This window comes from Calothrix rhizosoleniae SC01 (assembly GCF_900185595.1).
Classification (GTDB): Bacteria; Cyanobacteriota; Cyanobacteriia; order Cyanobacteriales; family Nostocaceae; genus Calothrix_A; species Calothrix_A rhizosoleniae.
This window is the reverse complement of record NZ_FYBH01000217.1, coordinates 1-22,063: the sequence shown is the minus strand read 5'-3', so window position 1 is coordinate 22,063 and position 22,063 is coordinate 1. Positions and strand designations below refer to the sequence as shown.

16 protein-coding genes and 1 other RNA gene are annotated in these 22,063 nt (G+C 39.1%); 8 read left to right on the top strand and 9 right to left on the bottom strand.

Going from position 1 to position 22,063, the window contains the following annotated elements; genetic code table 11:
• Positions 1–709: 709 nt before the first annotated feature.
• The 3 genes from CALSC_RS13320 to leuB all read right to left on the bottom strand — a co-directional run bounded on the left by CALSC_RS13320 (position 710) and on the right by leuB (position 3,124).
• On the bottom strand, positions 710–1,516 hold the full coding sequence (locus tag CALSC_RS13320) for a prepilin peptidase (RefSeq protein ID WP_088241819.1): 807 nt from the start codon (positions 1,514–1,516) through the stop codon (positions 710–712).
• Between the two features lie 109 nt (positions 1,517–1,625).
• Positions 1,626–1,886: a hypothetical protein gene (locus tag CALSC_RS13315; RefSeq protein ID WP_088241818.1), complete on the bottom strand. Its 261-nt coding sequence runs from the start codon at positions 1,884–1,886 to the stop codon at positions 1,626–1,628.
• 146 nt (positions 1,887–2,032) lie between these two features.
• Entirely contained in the window at positions 2,033–3,124 is a 1,092-nt protein-coding gene (leuB, locus tag CALSC_RS13310) for a 3-isopropylmalate dehydrogenase (RefSeq protein WP_088241817.1), read from the bottom strand.
• A 311-nt stretch (positions 3,125–3,435) separates the two neighbouring features.
• Here leuB and CALSC_RS13305 point away from each other — a divergent pair, with 311 nt between their 5' ends.
• The 3 genes from CALSC_RS13305 to CALSC_RS13295 all read left to right on the top strand — a co-directional run bounded on the left by CALSC_RS13305 (position 3,436) and on the right by CALSC_RS13295 (position 8,121).
• On the top strand, positions 3,436–4,386 hold the full coding sequence (locus tag CALSC_RS13305) for an ABC transporter ATP-binding protein (RefSeq protein ID WP_088241816.1): 951 nt from the start codon (positions 3,436–3,438) through the stop codon (positions 4,384–4,386).
• An 81-nt stretch (positions 4,387–4,467) separates the two neighbouring features.
• Positions 4,468–6,363, top strand: coding sequence for an ABC transporter permease subunit (locus tag CALSC_RS13300; protein ID WP_088241815.1), 1,896 nt, complete (start codon positions 4,468–4,470; stop codon positions 6,361–6,363).
• A gap of 105 nt (positions 6,364–6,468) precedes the next feature.
• Positions 6,469–8,121, top strand: coding sequence for a hypothetical protein (locus tag CALSC_RS13295; RefSeq protein ID WP_088241814.1), 1,653 nt, complete (start codon positions 6,469–6,471; stop codon positions 8,119–8,121).
• Between the two features lie 144 nt (positions 8,122–8,265).
• Here the strand turns inward: CALSC_RS13295 and CALSC_RS13290 are convergent, their stop codons facing one another.
• From CALSC_RS13290 to CALSC_RS13265, 6 genes are all read right to left on the bottom strand, one after another.
• Positions 8,266–10,062: an NAD+ synthase gene (locus CALSC_RS13290; protein WP_088241813.1), complete on the bottom strand. Its 1,797-nt coding sequence runs from the start codon at positions 10,060–10,062 to the stop codon at positions 8,266–8,268.
• Between the two features lie 292 nt (positions 10,063–10,354).
• Positions 10,355–11,455 (bottom strand): alpha-hydroxy acid oxidase, encoded by a 1,101-nt coding sequence (locus tag CALSC_RS13285; protein WP_088241812.1) that lies wholly within the window; start codon positions 11,453–11,455, stop codon positions 10,355–10,357.
• 310 nt (positions 11,456–11,765) lie between these two features.
• Complete coding sequence (locus tag CALSC_RS13280) at positions 11,766–12,515, bottom strand: NUDIX hydrolase (protein WP_088241811.1); 750 nt, start codon at positions 12,513–12,515, stop codon at positions 11,766–11,768.
• Complete coding sequence (locus CALSC_RS13275; RefSeq protein ID WP_088241810.1) at positions 12,476–13,075, bottom strand: nicotinate-nucleotide adenylyltransferase; 600 nt, start codon at positions 13,073–13,075, stop codon at positions 12,476–12,478. The genes CALSC_RS13280 and CALSC_RS13275 overlap by 40 nt, the downstream gene beginning before the upstream one ends.
• 197 nt (positions 13,076–13,272) lie before the next feature.
• Positions 13,273–14,622 carry a nicotinate phosphoribosyltransferase gene (locus CALSC_RS13270; protein WP_088241809.1) on the bottom strand — a complete coding sequence of 450 codons (1,350 nt, stop codon included), beginning with the start codon at positions 14,620–14,622 and terminating at the stop codon, positions 13,273–13,275.
• A 199-nt stretch (positions 14,623–14,821) separates the two neighbouring features.
• Positions 14,822–17,389, bottom strand: a complete 2,568-nt coding sequence (locus CALSC_RS13265) for a tetratricopeptide repeat protein (RefSeq protein ID WP_088241808.1) — start codon at positions 17,387–17,389, stop codon at positions 14,822–14,824.
• Between the two features lie 209 nt (positions 17,390–17,598).
• Between CALSC_RS13265 and CALSC_RS13260 the strand changes: the two genes are divergently transcribed.
• From CALSC_RS13260 to CALSC_RS13235, 5 genes are all read left to right on the top strand, one after another.
• Positions 17,599–18,303 (top strand): hypothetical protein, encoded by a 705-nt coding sequence (locus CALSC_RS13260; protein WP_088241807.1) that lies wholly within the window; start codon positions 17,599–17,601, stop codon positions 18,301–18,303.
• A gap of 73 nt (positions 18,304–18,376) precedes the next feature.
• An RNA gene (gene rnpB, locus CALSC_RS13255) (RNase P RNA component class A) lies at positions 18,377–18,811 on the top strand.
• A gap of 196 nt (positions 18,812–19,007) precedes the next feature.
• Positions 19,008–19,727, top strand: a complete 720-nt coding sequence (rnc, locus tag CALSC_RS13250; RefSeq protein ID WP_088241806.1) for a ribonuclease III — start codon at positions 19,008–19,010, stop codon at positions 19,725–19,727.
• A 56-nt stretch (positions 19,728–19,783) separates the two neighbouring features.
• Positions 19,784–20,836 (top strand): Gfo/Idh/MocA family protein, encoded by a 1,053-nt coding sequence (locus CALSC_RS13245; protein WP_088241805.1) that lies wholly within the window; start codon positions 19,784–19,786, stop codon positions 20,834–20,836.
• A 463-nt stretch (positions 20,837–21,299) separates the two neighbouring features.
• On the top strand, positions 21,300–21,800 hold the full coding sequence (locus tag CALSC_RS13235; RefSeq protein WP_200817630.1) for a molybdenum cofactor biosynthesis protein MoaE: 501 nt from the start codon (positions 21,300–21,302) through the stop codon (positions 21,798–21,800).
• The last annotated feature ends 263 nt before the right edge of the window (positions 21,801–22,063 follow it).

Below are 22,063 nucleotides of genomic sequence, written 5' to 3'. Positions count from 1 at the left end.
CAGGAGTTACAAGAGTTCAGGAGTAATTTAGGGATATATGTTATGTTGGTCAGTCTTTTATTTGAGTTATAAACTTCTGTAAGTCCCAAGCCACAGGAGTACCAAGGGATTATTCCCCTAATTTTTTGCAATCTTTTGCCTCAATTAATTAACTGATAAAATTCAAATTTTTCCCTAGTTCTAAATTCATACCATTGTTTGGTATTGTTTGAGGAGTACATAATTATAGGTTTTATTCGTTTTAACCACCAAAAATGATTGGTCATTGAGAAAGGGATAATAATTTTTGCAGTTTGAGAGTTGAAAAATTGCAAATTGTATGCAATCCTGGCGTACCACAACTAGAACAGATACTTGTTTCTGGATAATGAAAAAATTATCTACTGTTAATTATTTAGGGGATTGCATTAATAAGCTAATTTTAGCAGAACTACAAATACTGCTGAGGTAATGGAGATTACAGTCATATAATTTTGGATTTTGGATTTTGGACTTCGTTGTGAACACTCAGAAGTTCGGCGATCGCTCAGTCGATCCGTCGAAGAATTTTGGATTGATCCCACGTCTAAAGTCAGGAACTTCCAGTTAAGGACTTCCAATTTTAAAGTATCCCATTTTTGCTTGTGGGATGGCCTTCTAGCCCGTTCACATCAGTAAGCAGGCAGGGATGCCTACTCTACAATGGGATAATTTATTTTTACAGGAATACTTAGTTGGTAAAAAATAACCGCAGGTATGTAGATAAAACAGCCTCACCAGTAAATAAAACGATCACAGAACCCATAGCCAGAAAAGGTCCAAAGGGCATTTTTTGTCCCCATTGTTGGCGAAAAACAATTGCAAATAAGACTCCCACTACACAAGCAGTAAAGCTAGCCAACAGTAAATACTGCCAACCGAACCAAGCACCCATCATCGCTGCTAACTTGGCATCTCCTGCACCCATAGCAGCCTTACCCAAGCCGATTTCACCTAGAATAGCGATCGCATCAAATAACCATATTCCTAACACCGCAGCAGCGATCGCCATCATCCCATGATTAACTGCTCCTTGCCAATTACCATCTGATACAGAACCCCAAATTACCTGAAATCCGATGCCCAATAATAAACCTGACTGAGTTAAGGGATTAGGAAGGGTCATGGTATCCCAGTCAATTATGGATAATGCTAATAACCAACTACAAAAAGCCCAATATCCAAGGGTGAGGAAGGAAAATTTAAATGTGAAAAATAACAACAAAAACAGCAAACCTGCCATCGCTTCTACCACAGGATAGCGGGGAGAAATTTTATTTTTACAGAAACGACAACGTCCTTTTAACCATAGCCAGCCAAACACCGGCACATTATCGTATGCCTTCAGTTGATTTAAACAATGGGGACAGCGAGAAGGAGGCCATAAAATAGATAATCCCTCTGGTAGTCGGTAAACAACAACGTTGATAAAACTGCCAACAGAAGCACCCAAGGCGAAGACAATTATACTCGCCGGAACCATCATCAAAATGTCCATGAAGTTATCAATTGATTGGATTTTTCATCAGTTTCTTGCCCCACGGTTATAACCTGGACTCAGGACTAATGACCAATCAATCCACAATTTGCAATCTCAAGTTGAATGTCTAATACATACAGGATTCAATTTGACTTAAAGGAACAAAACACTCTTCTGGTAACAAAGCAGGATGGTTGATAAATATGACTTTACCCCGGTGGTTAACACGATTAATTGCCACCCCAGCAGCTTGTCCTTCTATTTCTGGATGAACTTCACAGTAAGTGTAATAGATTTGACCCGCAGCCCTAATTAGATTAGAGTCAACCAAAGGAGGTTGGGGAATATTAGCATACCTATTTTGTTGTTCTTGCCTTAAAGAGTACACTGTCTTTTAAACCCCTTACTTGTATTATTTTTCAGTTTATGCAAAATTATTAACAACGGCTGTTAGTAGGGAGTAATTCCTGGTAGCCTTTGGTTTTCCGTTACCTAAGTAATACTTGTGAGTATTGTAAACAGAAAACTTGTTAATTATATTCTTCCTTCTAAAGTCTGAATCAATAACTCTCCCATGGCTTTACAGCCTAAAAGATTCATATCAGCAGACATTATATCTCCGGTACGGTAGCCTTGCTCTAAAACTTGTAATACTGCTTTTTCTATAAATTCAGCCGCCACAGGTTGATTTAAACCATAACGTAACATCATGGCAGCACTCAAAACCTGTGCCAAAGGGTTGGCTTTATCTTGTCCAGCAATATCTGGAGCAGAACCGTGAACGGGTTCATACACACCAGGAGCAGAAGCACCTAAACTAGCAGATGGTAACATACCAATGCTTCCTGTCAACATGGCGGCAGCATCAGAAAGAATATCACCAAATAAATTTCCTGTAACAATCGTATCGAATTGTTTTGGTGAGCGTACCAACTGCATGGCTGCATTGTCTACATACAAATGGGATAATTCCACATCCGGATATTCTGCTGACAATTGAGTCATACGATCACGCCATAGTTGAGATACTTCTAATACGTTGGCTTTATCTACCGAACATAGCTTACCACTACGTTTTTTCGCAGTTTCAAAGGCGACTCTACCAATTCTGTCAATTTCTGCTTCGGTGTAAGCCATAGTATTGACACCCCGCTTTTCACCTGTTTCTGTGGCAAATATCCCCTTGGGTTTACCAAAGTAAATTCCTCCGGTGAGTTCTCGCACCACCATAATATCTACCCCTTCTACTATCTCCCGTTTGAGGGTAGAAGAGTCAATTAGCTGGGGTAATATCTTTGCGGGACGTAAGTTGGCAAATAAGTTTAACCCTGCCCTTAAACCCAATAAACCAGCCTCTGGTCGCATATTTGATGGTAGGGAATCCCATTTATAACCGCCAATCGCTGCTAATAAGACAGCATCACTCTGACGGCAAGTATTGAGGGTGTCGGCGGGTAAGGGTTCTCCCACAGCATCAATCGCCGCACCACCAATCAAAGCTTCTGTAAATTCAAACTGCAGATCGAATTTTTTGCCCACGACGTTCAGCACATCCACCGCCACTGCCATAATTTCCGGTCCGATGCCATCGCCAGGGAGTAGGGTAATGCGGTAATTCTGAGTCATAGTTCGTTGTTGACGGAGTAAATTAAATATTTAAGTACCAGTTGCACAAGCTTTGCTGCTTGCAGATTAATTATCATACCTAGTTGGTGTACTTATTTAGTTTTTTATTGATATAAATATTCATAGTAAAGCAAATAGATTAAATTCCTTTTGTAGTAAAAATACTTACTCTCTTCAGCATAAAAACTAAGTAATTTACCCATGAATATCAAGTTTTAATGAAGCCAGTTTCATTTTCTGCAACGAGCCTGACAAAAGCTGTAGGGAGAAGTTAGCTTATTTATTAATATCCAGCACCATCCTCAACAGCTATGGTAAAAGAATTAGCGATTCAGACCTCTGGAGTAACTAAGCAATTTGATCGGCACATTGCGGTTAATAATATTGATTTAGAAATCCAAGCAGGTGAAGTTTACGGATTGATTGGTCCAAATGGTGCGGGGAAAACCACGCTCATTCGGATGCTAGCGGCGGCGGAAGAACCGACTACGGGGGAGATCTATATTAATGGCGATCGCTTGTTGCGGGATCATAGTAATCCCACTCTTAAGCGGCGTTTGGGATATTTACCCGATGACTATCCTTTATATGAGGAGCTGACGGTTTGGGATTATTTAGATTATTTTGCCCGTCTCTATCGTTTGCGAGAACCACGGCGCACCAAACGTTTACATGAAGTTATCGAATTAATCCAATTAGAGAATAAACGTAATAGTTTAATTTCTACCCTGTCACGGGGGATGAAGCAGCGCCTGAGTTTAGCCCGCACCATTATCCACGAGCCTATTTTACTGCTATTGGACGAGCCAGTTTCCGGACTTGATCCCATTGCGAGGATGCAGTTTCGGGAAATTATCAAAGTTCTGCAAGAAGCAGGAATGACGATTTTAATTTCTTCCCACGTTCTCAGCGATTTAGCTGAATTGTGTACTTCTGTGGGAATTATGGAACTTGGTTACTTGGTGGAAAGTTCTTCACTGAAACACTTGTATGAACGCCTATCTCATCAACAAATTATTATTTCTAGCCTAGGTAAAAAAGATGAATTAATAGGGGAATTAAAGAACAATCCCTTGGTAGAAGAATGGGAAAAAATATTGGGTAAAAATAGCCTCAGGGTGAATTTTTCTGGGAATGAAGAAGATTGTGCAAATTTATTGCGATCGCTCATTCAAGCCCAAATTCCCATCACAGAATTTCATTGTACCCAAGAAGATTTAGAAACAATTTTCCTCAAGCTAGGACATAAACAAGCATCTTAAGTCAAAGGGAATTTAGAATTTAGAATTTAGAATTTAGAATTATTATTCATGCACAATTTTCAATATTGAGAAAAGATAGTTATGATGCATAATTTCATAGATAGAGTGGGAGACTGGAACCCGCAATTGATGCGGGAATTAAAGGGAAGATTGAAGATATTTTATGTTGCGATCGCTGTCACTATATCCCTAGTTGGTCAACTTCTGCTTTTTCTATATCAGTTACAATATTTCCCCAGTGAAAAATACTCTCTAACAGCTAAATATTGTCATCTCAGACAGTTTTATTTAAGTCAGCAAAAACCAATTTATCCACAGCTTACTTCTCTGAGGAATCAATTAGCAAATGCTAGAAGAACTAAAACAGCCAATCCAGAATTTATTTCCGATTTACAAACTAAAATTCACAATTTAGAAACACAAAGACAGTCTTTGACTAATTTCTTAAGAAATAATTACTGCCCTACTGACCAAATTAATATGCAAACGTGGTGGCGCGACCACTGGGAATATATATTTCTTACTTTAAGTGTGGTTTTTATATTCACCCTATTAGTCGGCGGGACTTATTTATTAATTAACAATTTAGCTCAGGAAGAGAAACGAGGCACATTAAACTTTATTCGTTTGAGTCCTCAATCAGAAAACAGTATTGTAGTCGGCAAAATTCTCGGCGTACCAATTTTAATATATACTATTGTCCTCCTAGCTATACCTCTACATATTTTCGCCGGAATTTCTGCTAATATCCCCATCAGTTATATTCTCAGTTTTTACACAATTCTTACTGCTTGTTGTATCTTCTTTTATAGCCTTGCTTTATTGTTTGGTTTATTTAGTCGTGGGTTAAGCGGTTTTCAACCTTGGCTGGGAGCTGGAATAATGCTCTTATTTTTAATCGTGACCATGCAATTTGCATTTGAGGCTAACTATTACAATAATGCTGCTGTGTGGCTGAGATTTTTAAGCCCCTTTGATATGACTAAATATCTATTTCCTCATGTATTTAAAACATATAGAAGTAAATCCACTTTAGATGAATTATTATTTTTCTATCTACCAGTGGGTAAAACTTTACTCGGTTTAGTTATAGTCAATTTACTTAACTATGGATTTTGGAATTATTGGGTTTGGCAAGGATTAAAGCGACGTTTTCGCAATCCAAACGCAACTATGTTAAACAAAAAACATAGTTATTTGTTTGTCGCCGGATTTCAAATAATCATGTGGGGATTTACTCTACAAAATTATAGTAAGAGATATTGCTACAAGGGAAAAGATTTTTGCCCAGGAAATTTTCAATTTGATGTAAATCAACAAATAGCAGCTAATTTTCCAGTGATTATTTTCTTCAATGTGTTATTGCTATTTGGTTTGATTGCAATTCTTTCACCTCATCGTCAAGCAATACAAGATTGGGCAAGATATAGATATGAACGCTTTAATTCTTTCTGGCAAGATATAATCTGGGCAGAAAAAAGTCCAGCGCAAGTAGCAGTATTAATTAACATATTGCTTGTGACAATACCATTATTGACTTGGATTATTATTGCACCAATATTAAATTTTAATGGAGTTAACAGAAGCAAGTGGTGGATAGGTAATTCAGATAGAATTACAGTTATTTTAGGTTTAATCTTCTTTATTATCTTAATGACGATTTACTCTACTATCGTTCAAAGAATGCTACTTATGAAAACTAGTAAGCGTTCTTTATGGGCAGTAAGTACTATTGGTGCGTTAATGTTTTTACCTCCCATAATTTTGGGAATCCTAAAGATTTATCCCCAGAAATATCCCACTGTTTGGCTCTTTTCAACATTTCCTTGGGCTGGTTTAGAAGATTCAGCAATGATTGCAGTATTTTCAGCTTTGATTGTTGAATTTGCTGCTTTGGTATTGTTGAATTTTAATCTAATTCAGCAGCTAAAATTATTAGGAGAATCTGCCAGTAAAGCATTGATATCAAAAGTTTAGTAATAAGTTTGGTACTTCAACAATGGCCGCGCCCTAATTGCGTAGTGCTACAACTTAAATTTTATTAATGATAACTATCTCAGTACTAATGGATAAACTTGAACCATGATGCATAATTTAATGGATAAGTTGGGTGATTATAATCCTCAATTATTACGGGAAATTAAAGGCAGAATTAAACCAAGGAATGTCATCTTAGCAATTGCTATTTCTCTGATTAGTCAATTTCTCTTATTGATGGGTTTCTTAGCTTATTTGCCAAACTCTCCAGAACCTAGTCAGAAGATTTTCAATATTTCCAATCGATACTGTACGGGAAAGCTTGAATATGGACGACCACAATGTTTACTAGATAATTATGATAACGTCATTATTAACTGGGAATCTTGGTCTTTAGATATATTTATTTGGGTAAGTATTATTTTTACTTTTTCCCTTTTAGTCATGGGAACTTATTTACTCATTAATGACTTAGCCAGCGAAGAACGTCGAGATACTCTGAATTTTTTACGCCTGACTCCCCAAACACACCAAACTATTTTCATGGGAAAAATGATGGGAGTGCCGATTTTACTTTATCTTGCTATAGTCCTAACCATACCTCTACATTTATGGTCGGGATTTGCAGCAAATATTCCTTTCTACCTGATTTTGAGTTTCTACGGAGTTTTATTAGCTGCTTGTATTTGTTATTACAGTGCGGGTTTACTCTTTGCTTTAATTGGTTCTTGGCTAGGAGGATTTCAATCGTGGCTAGCTAGTGGAGCAGTTCTTGGTTTTCTGGCATTATCTATGAATGCTTTAACCCGTTTTAGTAGCGAATTCTCTTTATCATTTGTCAGGTTTTTAAATCCTTATTTTTTTATCCCACATATAGAGGACTCATTTAGATATGAATCTTGGGAAAAATGGCAAAATTTTCATTGGTTTTCTATAAATTTAGAATCGCAATATTTAGTTTTAGCAATATTCGCAATCATCAATTTTGCTGTTTTTAATTATTTTATTTGGCAAGGCTTACAACGATGTTTCCGTGACCCTAATAATACCATGCTTGCCAAGAGTAAAAGCTATGCATTCATGTCTTACTTTGCTATAGTAACTGTGGGATGTGCTAGCACAGATAGAATGGCAGAAAATATTTTCTACTTACTATTTTTGAATTTTTGTGCTTTCTTATATCTGGTAGCTGCAATTACTCCCCATCGTCAATCATTAATAGATTGGGCACGCTACCGTCACCTAAACTCCAAAAATGATAATTTCAGCAAGGATGCAATTCATAATGAAAAAAGTCCTGCCATAGTAGCTTTAGCTATTAATGCCATAATTGCGATCGCTTGTATAGCTGGTGTGGTGAGTATTGCTAATACCAATTGGACAGATAAAGTAAACGGCTTCATTGGTTTAGGGTTAGCTTTGAGTTTGGCAATACTTTACGTAGTCATAGTTCAGGTATCATTATTCATGAAAACTAGACATCGAGTCATCGCCTCTATTTTTATACTCGGTGCAGTGATGATATTACCCATAATTTTTGCGGCTGTATTATTCCATGATCCGAGGAAATATACTTTTGTATGGCTTTTTTCTGCCCTTGCTCCCATCTTTACTTTATCACTGAGTGAATCTAGAGTCATCGCAGAAGGATTATTAGCAACTGTATGTCATTTGGCGATCGCTGGATTTTTGATGAGTAGCTTGATGAAAAACTTGCGAAAAGCTGGAGAATCTCAAACAAAGGCAATGATAACCTAGTATCTGACAAGTCAACTTTGCTGGGAAATGTGGGGAATGAGGGAGTGAGTGTGGTGATATTTTTCTCTTTTGTCCTCCTTATCCCTCTCCCTTGCACTCTGCCCCCTTTCAGTCTTAACCATAAGTCTTTAACTGAAGATAATATTAATTATCCGACGAACAACTTGCCTTACGTTGAATATCTGCATTCAGGGCAGAAGTATACTGACTTTGATAGCTATTTTGCATTGCTGACCAATTACTGGCAATAGGCATTCGCCAACCAGTACCAAAGGCGCGGTCAGTAATTTTTAATCCAGGGGGAGCTTGTCGGCGCTTAAATTCAGCCCGTGCCAACATTTGCATGACTCGATCTACTACTACTGCATCGTGCCCAGCAGCTACAATTTGACTGGCTGATTCATGTTCGCGGACAAGACGTTGCAAAATGTCATCTAATATGTCATAGCTAGGTAAAGAGTCTTGGTCAATTTGACCGGGTTTAAGTTCGGCACTTGGTGGTTTGGTAATAATATGATGGGGGATGATTTCTCCTGATTCGTAAGTTCCATTGCTGGTAACTGATTCAAGTAATAGATTTTTTCCTTGACGATTTAACCAGCGACAGAGCGAGTATACACGGGTTTTAGGTACATCGGAAATTACCGCTAAACCACCATTCATATCTCCATAGAGAGTACAGTAACCCACTGCCATTTCCGATTTATTACCAGTAGATAGGAGTAAATGACCAAACTTGTTAGCGATCGCCATTAATAAGTTACCCCGAATCCGAGACTGGATATTTTCTTCCGCCAGTCCAAATTCGGTGCCAGTAAATAACTTACCCAAGGTTTTGTCATAACCTGCCATTAATTCTCCTATGGGTAATATTTGAGTCTTAATTCCTAGATTATGACTGAGTTCTAAGGCATCATTGACGGAGTGTTCTGAACTATAGGGGGAAGGCATCAGTACACCGAAGACATTTTCTTTACCAAGAGCAGCAGTAGCGATGGTTGCGACTAGGGCTGAATCGATACCCCCGCTCAAACCCAAAACAGCTTGAGAGAAGCGACATTTATGGGCATAATCCCGCACCCCCAAAACTAAAGCTTGCCAGATTTCTTCATCCTCACATTTGTATTGAGGGGTGATATTTCCTAGGGTTAAATCTTGTTGTTCGGGGTCAAATTCCACTATAATCACATCAGTAACAAAACCCTGGGAGCGACAGACTAATTCTCCTCGGCGATTGTAAGCAAAGCTTCTACCATCAAAAACCAAATCATCATTGCCCCCTACTTGATTCGTATAGATAATTGGTTGTTGAAAACGTACTGCACTGTGTTGAAAAATTGCTTCTCTCAGATCTTGTTTGCCGACATTATAAGGAGAAGCGGATAAGTTAACGATTAAATCTACACCTATGATTGATAGGTCAGAAATTGGATGGGCTGCATAATTGCGTTTGCCAAAAAATTCTTCATCATTCCACAGGTCTTCGCAAATTGTCACACCAATATCGATACCATCTAAGTTGAAATAATTTGCTTCAGAGCCTGGTTCAAAATAACGTCTTTCGTCAAATACATCATAGGTTGGTAACAGCCGTTTATGAAAGATTTTTTGTACTTTGCCATCTAGTAACAAAGCCATACTATTAAATAAATTTTTCCCACCATTAATAGATGCTTGGATATTTTTTGTCGCTATTCCCACTAATACTGCTAAATTGGGTGGTAAGTCTTTTGCTAATTGCTGCAAATTCATATCCATAGCAGTAATAAAACTAGGATTTAGTAGTAAATCCCGTGGTGGATAGCCACATAAAGATAATTCTGGAGTTAATAATAAACCTGCATCTTGAGCAACGGCATTTTGTGCAGCTGCAATGATTTTTTGGGCATTTCCAGATAAGTCACCAATTATGGGATTAAGTTGAGCAATTGCTATTTTCATGGTTAGAATTTCACTCTAAAAACACTTTCACTTCAATCAACACAAATCAAATTAATTCAGGATAATTTATCATGTATAATCCCTTGCTACTCGATGAGAAAGTCTCCGGCGTATATAACACTGCGAAATTAGGGCGCGGACATTTTTGAAGGCTAAAACTTATGAACAGTAATACCATTCTTATGTGAGGTTGCACAGAATTAATGGGCTAAAAGCCTTATATATAGGTACTAGTCATATGCGACTTCATAAAAAAATGGTATAAACTTATTACTTATTACTTATTACTTGCCTAGGATTGAATTAGACTGGGATGAATATCCTGGAGGGTAGTACAACCAGTTAATGCCATTGCCAAATCCAACTCATCCCTTAGTAACTCAATAATATGTTGTACTCCTTGGCTACCAGCTACAGCCAATCCCCACAATATAGGACGACCCACCAGTACTGCTTTTGCACCTAATGCCAAAGCTTTCAGGATATCTGTACCACGACGAATACCACCGTCCATAAGGACTTCTGCTTGACCCCCTGCTGCGGTGACAATTTCTCCCAAAGCATTAATAGTCGCAATTGCTCCATCCAATTGTCTACCTCCATGATTGGAAACTATGATCCCATCTGCCCCATGTTCAACTGCTCGCAAAGCATCGTCACCTCTTAAAATACCCTTAATTACTAATGGTAAAGGAGATAGCGATCGCAACCATTCTACATCTGCCCAAGTCAACCCCGGATCTAATTGTTCGGCAAAATAAGCAAACAATCCTGACTCTCCAGCTTTTTGAGTAATTTTCAGGTCGTTCCATGTCGCAAAATTTGCCAAGCCCATCCCTGGAGGTAAAACAAACTGATTGCGAGCATCCCTTTCCCGACGACCGATTAGAGGTGCATCCACTGTCAAACACAAAGCTTGAAAACCATTGTGATAAGCACGTTCTACCAAAGACTTGGTTAATCCACGATACTCCGAAGGAGTCGCTACGCGATCGCGATGTACATATAACTGAAACCACTGATTACCTGCTTGTTTGACAGCAGCAACTTCCTCTATACTTTTGGTAGCCATTGTACTTAGTACCATGATGATACCCATCTCAGTCGCAGCTTTGGCTGTGGCAATTTCTCCGGCTGGATTGGCTAAACACTGAAAAGCCATCGGTGCAATTAGTATTGGTAGCTCCTGGGATTTGCCTAAAATTTGAGTACTTAAGTCCCGTTGACTCACATCCACCAACATTCGGGGACGGAGTTGAAAATCCTCAAAGGCAGTCCTATTTTTTCGTAGGGTAATTTCATCTCCAGCACCACTGACATAGTAATCCCAAGCCATTTGAGATAGATGTTTTTTTGCCTGCGTTTCATACTCAAATAAATTTAGGGGTTTCATAATATGGCGCTACGCGCAAGTAATAAGTAATAAGTTTTCTGTTCATAGGTTTGGGCCTTAAAAAATGTCCTAACATAATTGCGTAGTGATATATTAGTGAATTTCCATAACTAGGAATGGTAGCCTAGATGGTATTCAATTTGCCTCAGGGTGTTCACGGTAATAGAAATTTAATTTTTAGAAGATAAAAACTTTAACAAAGTATTAATAAATCCATGTTGTATAGCTAGATTCTACTAATGGATAAAATATTCATTTCTAGCAGATAAATAAACCTATTAGATGTCAGTTAAAGCCTGAACTTGATAAACTAAATAAACACCAGTGGTTTATCTTTCAAAGGAGCAAAAGCTTCAGCATCAAATTTATACAGACTTGCAGGACGACCTGCACCTCGAGATGTTTTGATTCCCGTATCAGATAAGAAACCCAGCTTTAACAACCGCGCCCGAAAATTAGAATAATCTGCAAAATTTTCTCCTAAAACTGTGGTATACAACTGATACAAATCATTTAAAGTAAACATCTCTGGTAAAACATCAAAAGCCACAGGACTATATTCTAATTTATTACGCAAGCGCCTATTACCATAAGCTAAAAGTTCCTGATGGTCAAAAGCTAATTGAGGAAGTTGCTTGACTGGATACCAAGCTATATCTGGAAAGCCATCAGTAATCAATTGTGCTTCTTCAAACCTGACTAAAGCAAAGTAACTCACCGATAAATAACGTACCCCATAACTCCTGATATCTTCTCGCGGATCCCGCTCTGGCCCACCAAAGCTATACAATTGTTCGAGATAGAGATTTTTGACTTTAATTTTTTCTGCCAGGATGCGATAGGCAGCATCTTCTAAAGATTCACCTTGACGTACTAGAGTCCCAGGAAGACTCCAAGAGCTGCAAAATGGTTCTTGCTGTCGCCTAACTAACAGGGCTAACAGCCGATTTTGAGTGGTATCTACAGAAAAAATCACATTATCCACACCTACCTTAAAATCAGCCAAAATTTGTGGTTGATTTATAGGGTTGATAATTTGTTTGGGGTTTGTTCCTGCCATTGGTACAATTTCTTTTGATGAATATAGTCAACTACTGGAGGTATGAGGGCTTGATCATCACCATGTTTCCGATATTCTGTGGAGGAAACATTCAATCCGGTGAGGTTAGCGATCGCAATTTTTCCCCCCAATTGTTGGATTTTATGCAAACTGGACTCATCTATTACATATCCTGGTCTGGGTATAACTAGTAATTGCACTTGCTGCAACAAGTCTTCAATCCGATACCATTGGGGTAGCTGAGTGAGTAAATCGGCACCAATAACTACAGTAAAGTCAGTGTTTTCGCCCCAACGTTTTTTGGCTTTTTCTAGGGTTTCTATGGTTCTAAAACTGCTCAATTCTTGTTCTAAGGCAATATTTTGTTTGGGGGTTTGAATATCGGCAATTAATAGCTGTAACATTGCCGCGCGATGTTCTAAAGGTGTAAGCTGAGTTTTAAAGGGATTATTGGCAGCCCACACAGCAATGCGATCGTAATCTTGAGATAACCAACTCATAATCGCTTGATGCCCTGCGGTGGGAGGATCGGCACTAGTCCCAAATAAAGCTATTCTCATCATTCTTGGGATTTTAGATTGTGGATTTTGCGGCAAGTTGAGCCAAATTTTCCAGACGGATTTTGGATTTCCTCAAACTTTACACTAGAGCAATTAAATCAATTATCAGCATTCAAATCATAAATTAATATAGCGGTACAATGGTTCAAATAAGGAAATATCAATAAATAATTATCCTTTTGCCTAAGTATGAATTATTAATAAACAATTGTGTTGTGAATCCTTTTCTTCGTTTGTGTTGTCAATTCCTGCAATGCTGGAGAAATATTCACTGTCACTAATTGAGGACTATGCAGTTGTCTGGTTGCTGCTGGTAAACTAGCAACGGATGCGATAGTATGTTGACGAATTGCAGCCAAAGTTGCTGGAGGTTGTAATTGCTTGCCATCCTTCATCACCAGTTGTAATAATGGTTTTTCTCCCAGAGATTTTTCTGTGATTAATCCCAATGTATCAGCTTTGATCTTATCCCTTTCCCAGGAACGAAAAATCTGCTTGCGTCCCGGATAAGTTGCTTTACCCTGAGATTTTTTCATGACTGGAATTCCTTCAATATCCACTAGTTTATAAACCCCATTTACAGGCTTACCTGTTACTAGTTTGGTTCCCACTCCATAAATATCAATTTCTCCCCCGGCTGCTTTGAGTCGAGCAATTTCTATTTCATCTAAATCGCCACTAGCTACAATTGATACTCCTGGTAAAAGCGATCGCACCTGTTTTGATAAGGCGACTAAATCTCCTGAATCTAAACGGACTCCAGCTAATTCTATTTCCCCCCCATTGACTTTTTTAGCTAACCTCTGGGCAGCAGCAACAGTGTCGTAAGTATCAATTAACAGTGGTGCCCCTGGAAAATACCGATGAAATGCTGCAAATGCTTCATCTTCACTCCCTTCCATTGCCGCTAGTGCCATGACCAAGGCGTGAGCCATAGTACCACTAGGTTTTTCTCCTAACTGTAACGCAGCTAACACATTTGATGTGGCGTTGAAACCTGCTGCTAAGGCTGCCCTGGCTGCCCACAGAGAGCCCTGGGGACTAAAAGCTCTCCTGGTGCCAAATTCCAATAACTTTGCTTCTTCTCCGGCTACATCCCTAATTCGTGCGGCTCTAGTAGCAATTAAAGTTTGATAATTAATGGTATTCAGTAAGTAAGTTTCCACTAACTGTGCTTGCCATAAAGGTGCTTCTACCCTTAACAAGGGCTGATTGGCAAATACCGCCGTACCTTCAGGCACAGCCCACACATCCCCCGTAAATATTCCCGACTCTAATAATAACCAAAAGCGATCGGGTACATGGGTAAAAATTCCTGTTGCTTGTAAAGCTGCTATTTGCGAGCCACTAAAACGAAAATTTTGTAAATAATCTAATGCCTGTGCCAGTCCCATGGCAATTAAATAACCAAAATCTGTTGGCAGATGTCTGATGAATAATTCAAAACTTGCCCTTTTTGTTTCTACTCCTTCCCCTGTATAACAAGCTGCCATTGTCAATTGATAAAGGTCTGTTAGTAGACTGTAATCTTCTACAGACAAATTCATGGTATGTTGTCCTGAAAGTCTTTAACTATATTTATAGTAAATTTCACTATAAATAATGTCAAGGGTATCTGACTTTTCACAGTATGTGTAAAATTCAGGGTCTTATAGGATTTTGGATTGTGGAAGAGTTACTAAATAAATAAGCTTTTCAAATTCCCATCTGTCTCATTCTTTTTTCAAACAAAATGGTATAACTTATTCATAAGACCAATTGCTGAAAACTTGATTCGTTGGTAATATCATCAAAATCGATATCAGTTTTTGCCTGTTCTTTATACTGGGGATTCAAATTAATTGCTTGTTGAAGATTTTCCACAGCTAATTCAACTTGGCGTTGTAGAGCATAGCAAGCTGCTTTGTTATAAAAAGCATTGGGGTAGTCTGGTTTAATTTTTAAGGCTTGATCGAAACTTTCCATTGCATCGTCATCATAACCCATCATCACCAATACATAACCCCTGCGATTCCAAGCTTTGTAGGCTTCGGGATTAATTTTCACTACTTGATCAAAAGATGCGATCGCTGGCTCATATTCTCCCAATTCTTCCAATGCCATACCTCTATTTAACCAAGCAGTAGCATCTTCTGGTTGATATTGTACGGCTTTATCAAAGGATTTAAAAGCTTCTTGGTGGCGACGCAAATTACCGAATGCTACCCCCAAATCGCACCAGGCTTGATGGTAATCTGGTTTGATTTTTATGGCTTGATGATAGCAACCGATGGCTTCTTTATATTTCTTCAACCGACCCAAGGCAATACCTTTATTTAACCAGATGATCGGATTATCTGGTTGAATTGTTATCGCTTTTTCGTATTCTGTGATCGCTTGTTCATACAGTTTCTGGCTCAAAAGCGATTCTCCCTGCTTGATGTAATCATCTACTTGAGATACATCACCAGGGGAAGTAACTTCTACTGCTGAAGATGGGGAGCTTTGCTCTACTTCCGGTAGAGGTTTTTCCTTGTCATCTGCTTCTTGTCCAGGGGGAATTACTGGAGATTCTTCTACTATGGATGTATCAGATATATCTTCTACTGGAATTGCTTCCACCTCTTCTATGACAGCAATATCTTCATCCCCACTTACTTTTATATCTTCAACCTTTAATACTGGTTGCTGAGAAATTTCTATGGGCGTAGTGGTAACATCCTCCGTTGGCTCTGGAATAATTTCCTCTAATATTTGCTCTCTACGGGCTTGACTGTAGGTTTGCCATTCTGAAAGCTGAGAAACAAAATCAGCTTCTATTTTTTCCAGTCTTTGGACAATCCTCAGTTTTTGTGCTTGAATGTAGGATTTCAATTCTGAAAATTGAGACTTAAACTCAGAACCAGATTTTTCTAAATCATCAACAATAAAATCTTTGCGTCTTTGAGTCTCTTCCAGTAATTGTGACAACTGAGAAGATAATTCTGGTTGTAATTTTTCTACCCCTTTGAGAATGCGTTGCTTTTCCTGTTGTGCATCCGTGTACAAGTTGACGATTTGGGATTTAGTTTGAGCAATCACCTGCGATAAATCATCCACAGCTTGCTGCTGCTGGCTTTCTAACGTTTGTTGTAATCCTGATAGCTGGGATGCAAATTCTGGCTCTAATTCTGCCATCCTGGCTAACATAATTCGCTTTTCTGACTGAGCTTCTAACTCTAAGCCTTCCAACTTGGATTTGACCTGAGAAATAGATTGCAATAAATCTTCTAAGGCTTGTTGCTTTTGCTGTTGAGCACCTAATTTTAACTCCGACAACTGGGCTGCAAATTCTGGTTGTAATTCTGTCAATCTTTCCACCAGAATTTGCTTGTCCTGCTGGGCTTCTATCTGTAAAGTTGCTAACTGAGATTTGGCTTGTTCAATGGACTGGAGAAAATCTGTCAATCCCTGCTGCTGCTGTTGCTGAGCACCTAATTTTAACTCCGATAACTGGGCTGCAAATTCCGGTTGCAATTCTGTTACCTTTTCCACCAGACTTTGCTTTTCTTGCTGTGCTTCCCGGTGTAAGTCAGAAAACTGAACCAGTAATTCCTGATTTGATTTTTCTAAATCATCAAATAGACTCTGATACTTTTGTTGGGATGTTGCTTGTAATTCAGATATTTGCTGTTGCACATCTGTTGTCAACTCCCCAAACTTTTCTACTGTTACATCCCTCTGTTGCTCAATCCCTAACTGTAATTCCGTAATTTGTGCAGAAAAATCTGACTCCAAAGTACCTATTGTTTGTTGAGATTCCTGAATTTGTGCTGACAACTCAGCCAATAATTTTTTCTTCTCATCAGCAACATCAGAACTCACCACAGCTAAATTATCTTGTTCCTTATGAATCTGATGTTGTAATACCCCTACTTCTCTAGTTAACTCATCAGTAATATTCTTAGCTTGTTTGATATTATTTTCAGCCGTTTCCTTCACCTTAGTTAGCTGAACTTGTAAATTTTCTAACTCCTGGATTTGTGCGATCGCTCTGTCAACAATTTCCCGAATCACAGCTCGCCGCAAAAACCAAAATAAAGCAACCACTGTTACGGGAAATGCAATCAGAATTACCAGACTAAACCCCAGTAAAATCTGCGTACCCCCAACAGCACGCTCTACCTCTGACTTTACTTGTGTTTGAATTTGTGAGTCTGTGGACAACTGTGCTAACCTCTGCTCTGGAGAGTTTGTGGTTTGAGCAGAAACACCATCAACGGAAAGCAGCAATGACGAAAATACCACAGTGCTTTGTAAAACCAGGGTGTACATGAATTGATGCTTGATTTTCATATTACTGCTAATTAGTCAAGAGCCATCTCTGGTTAGGTTAGCAATTTTATTATATATGTGAAGCGATCACCACGGGTTTGCTATTCTTCTGTTGGCGGTGTCATTGGTAAACAAATTTTGTGCTACTTTGACCATGATTAAACCATAATTTGATTTGGTTATGGCTGACCAATATGCGTCAAAGTCACAGGGGGTTGATATTTGAGATTATGAACAATGGCGACTTAGATTTAGTAGTATTAACACTGTACATTATTGGTATAACTTATACCTTCAACCGCATGGTTGACTCCATTGCCGATCAAATGAAGGTAGAATTCGATAGCAAAAAAACTATTGCCGAACAGCTCAAAACACAAAATCTGGAAGATCAACTAGAGATTTCCTTTGGTTTAAAAGGAATGTATCCCATAGATGAGCCTAACACTTTATCAATTAGTATCAAAAACAAATCTGAAAATTTGGCTATTTATGTTGATTGGGATAATAGCTCCATTGTGGGCATTGACAAAAGATCCCGGCGAGTAATTCGCCAATCTCCCGATTTGATTCGAGATTTAGCCGTACCCCAAATACCTAGTTTAATTGTTCCGGGTAAAACCCTCAAAGAATCAGTTACCGCCGAAGATGTGTTTAAACGGGATCAAGAAACTGGAACATACTCCCCCGGTACTCCCATCGCTAATATTCCTGGACTCAGTAAGGGAAAAAAAGACCAGAAAAAGCAGTATAGCGACTTCATGCAAAGAAAACTAGAGTTTGAGTTTTCCCTAGATTTGGTGTTACGGATATCGGAAACAGCTTACGGTGTCACTCAAGGTCAAAATATTCCCCCAGTTTGTATTCTTAACTGCCCCTTTGTGATTCGTAAACTTTCTTGGACTTATGCCCTGCCTTGGAATAAGAAGAAGTAAACCACCATCAAGAAATTAGCAATTAATTTTAGTATGACAAGATGCCACATAAATACTACACTGGATAGTGGGAGAGAGTAGGCGTAGGCGGTTACAGATCTGTATGAATTACTGATTTGAGGAAAGTCCGGGCTCCCGAAAGACCAAACTTGCTGGGTAACGCCCAGTGCGAGTGATCGTGAGGATAGTGCCACAGAAAAATACCGCCCCTCGATTTTAGATTTTATCTGGAATTTTAGATTTTAGATGCAATCCAAAATCCAAAATCCAAAATTGCAAGGGGTAAGGGTGCAAAGGTGCGGTAAGAGCGCACCAGCAGCATCGAGAGGTGCTGGCTCGGTAAACCCCGGTTGGGAGCAAGGTCAAAGGAACTATGGTTGGTCTTTTACCAGTTCCGTAAAATTAGAGCCGCTAGAGGTGTCTGGTAACAGACATCCCAGATAGATAACCGCCCTCATCAGCTTATTGCTAATGAGAACAGAACCCGGCTTACTACCAACTCTCTCCTTCCCATTCACAGTTGTCTCTACTAATTGAGATTATTTATTTAGATACTTCTGCTTAAAAATCCAGCAAATAAAGTTTACTGAGGTTCGTTGTGAGCGATAAACTATTGGTATAAGCACTAAAGTACTTACATACAAATTGCTTAGCTTGAGCTGAGTAAACATCAAAAACTTATTTTTATAATCTAAAATGATTTGATGAAACTTGCTTATCCACGTCGTCAACGGCAACTCGAAACTTTAGTTAAAAAATTCGGCTTGTCACTAGAAGCACCGATAAAGTGGGAGTTACTCGACTTAGCACTTACCCATCCTTCTGTTTCTGACTCAGAAAATTATGAACAATTAGAATTTGTCGGAGATGCAGTAGTACGGTTAGTGGCGGCAGTCGTTTTATGGGAAAATTATCCAGATTTCCCTGTGGGAGATTTTGCGGCGATTCGTTCTGTATTGGTAAGCGATCGCATTTTGGCAAAGTTAGCCAAGGAATATGGTTTACAATTATACTTACTGGTAGCTGGTAGTGCTAGTGGCGATCGCATGGGTCAACAATCCCGGTTGGCTGATGCTTTTGAAGCTGTTCTCGGCGCTCTTTATCTCAGCACCAATAATTTAGATTTAATCCGTCCCTGGTTAGATGATCACTTCCGCCGACTAGCTGCCGAAATTCGCCGTGATCCTGCGCGATTAAATTATAAAGCGGCTTTACAAGAATGGACTCAAGCCCAATTTAAGGTCTTACCAGAGTACCGAGTTGTAGAAATATCCTCACCATCGCACAATCAGGAGCGCTTCATTGCTGAGGTGTGGTTACATGAAGACAAATTAGGTCAGGGTAAAGGACGTTCTATTAAAGCAGCAGAACAAGCTGCGGCTAAAGTAGCTTTTCTGTCTATTGAGCATCCGCAAAAACCCTGAACTCAAACTATTGCTCAGGTGCTGATAATCAGTTTGTAGTCAGTTTTGACAATTTAATGAATAAAATTAAACTTGCCGTTGTTGGTGTGGGACGTTGGGGTGTAAATTTACTCAGAAATTTTGTTGCCCATCCTCAAGTCCAAATTGCAGCGATCATTGACCACCATCCAGAACGCTTGGCGGCAGTTAAACAACAATTTAACTTAGATGATAGAGTCTTATTAACAACTCAGTGGCAAGATATTGGGGAATTGCAAGGATTGGAAGCAGTCGTTATTGCTACTAATGCTTCAACTCACTACCCTTTAATTAAATATGCTCTGCAACAAAAATACCATGTTTTAGCTGAAAAACCCTTAACTCTCGCACCTGATGAATGTCAAGAACTTTGTCAATTAGCTGAATCTCAACAAAGACTACTGATGGTTGACCATACTTATTTATTCCATCCAGCAGTAGAAAAAGGACAAGCAATTATTAATGGTGATAAATTGGGCGATTTACGTTATGGTTATGCCAGTCGGACTCATTTAGCTCCAGTCCGCCAAGATGTAGATGCTTTGTGGGATTTGGCTATCCATGACATTGCCATCTTCAATTATTGGTTAAATCAGACACCTGTAAGTGTAGAAGCCAGGGGTACGGTGTGGTTGCAACCCCAAGAAGAATTAGGAGTTGATAATCCATCCCCAGGGCTAGCAGATCTAGTGTGGGTAACTCTAAACTATGCTAGTGGCTTTCAAGCATATATTCATCTATGTTGGCTTAATCCTGACAAGCAGAGACGCTTAACGATGGTAGGTAGCCGTGGTTGTTTGATTTTTGATGAGATGTCCACAAATGCCCCTTTGACCATATTACATGGTGAATTGAAACATGAAGAATATCAATTTATCCCTGTAAATCAGAGACAAGAAATATTACCAGTACCTAAACAGGAGCCATTACAAAAAGTTTGCGATCGCTTTATTCGTAGCATTATCCATAATACTCCCATAGAGGTTTCATCTGGTGAGGTGGGTACAGAGTTAGTCACAATTTTATCTGCTTTGACAATTTCTCTCCAGTTAGGAGGTAAAACGATTCCTGTTGATATAGCAAATAAGTAGGGCTTGCTGAAAAAGTCCTTTGGTGAGGGTAGGGAGTAGGGAGTAGGGAGTAGGGAGTTGGGAGTGGGGAGCAGTTCCAGCCTCTTTATTTCTACTCTTTTTGCCAGAAAAAATAACAGATGCAAGGATTTTAAACCTAAAATCCTAATTTATTTGCACGCCCTTCCCCAATAAAATAGCCTCAAAGCATTGATAAATCGATATTTTTCAGTTATTCAGCAGACCCTAAGTCCCGTTAAGCGCACCCTCATACAGAATTGGTATTAGTCTCTCCTGAAAGTTTGTACACAACCAAGAATGAAAATACCTCTTCCTGACTCCCGACTCCCGACTCCCGACTCCCGACTCCCAACTCCCTGCTCCCTGCTCCCTGCTCCCTGCTCCCCTGCTTCTTCCTGACTCATTTCCCATAAAAGGAAAAATTTGATTAAATACTAGAGTTACTACTCAAGTTAACTCTCAAGTGCGATTATCATCAGACAATTCCCTGGGAGCATCGCCAGTACAAGATAGCTTTGCTATTAGCTTTGCACCCTTATCTGTAGAAGAAATTTATAAATTAGCTGATACTGCGGCAAATGGTGCAGTAGTAATTATGAGTGGGACGGTTCGCAACCAAACTGATGGTAAACCAGTAGTTTACCTGGAGTATCAAGCATATGAACCGATGGCGAAGCAAGTGTTCAATCAAATTGCTAGAGATATTCGTCAACAATGGTCGGATGTTACTCGGGTGGTAATTCATCACCGCATCGGACATTTACAGATAGGAGACATTAGTGTTTTAGTGGCTGTAGGCTGTCCCCATCGTGCTGAAGCATTTGCAGCTTGCCGTTACGCTATTGATACTTTAAAACACAATGCTCCCATATGGAAAAAAGAACACATAAGTACTCCAAATGGCACAATTACATCAAGTTGGGTAAATATTGGTGCTTGTGAGCAATCTGGAGAACCTTGTTAAGAGTTCCCTGTTCCCTGTTCTCTTTCCCCCACTCAAGGACTTTTTCAGCAAGCCCTAATTAGGGTCTGCTGAATAACTGAAAAATATTGATTTATCAATACTTTGAGGCTATTTTATTGGGGAGGGGGTGCAAGGAAATTAGGATTTTAGGTTTAAAATCCTTGCATCTGTTATTTATTCTGGCAAAAAGAATAGAAATAAAGAGGCTGGAACCACTCCCCACTCCCTACTCCCTACCCCCACCAAAAGACTTTTATGCCTAA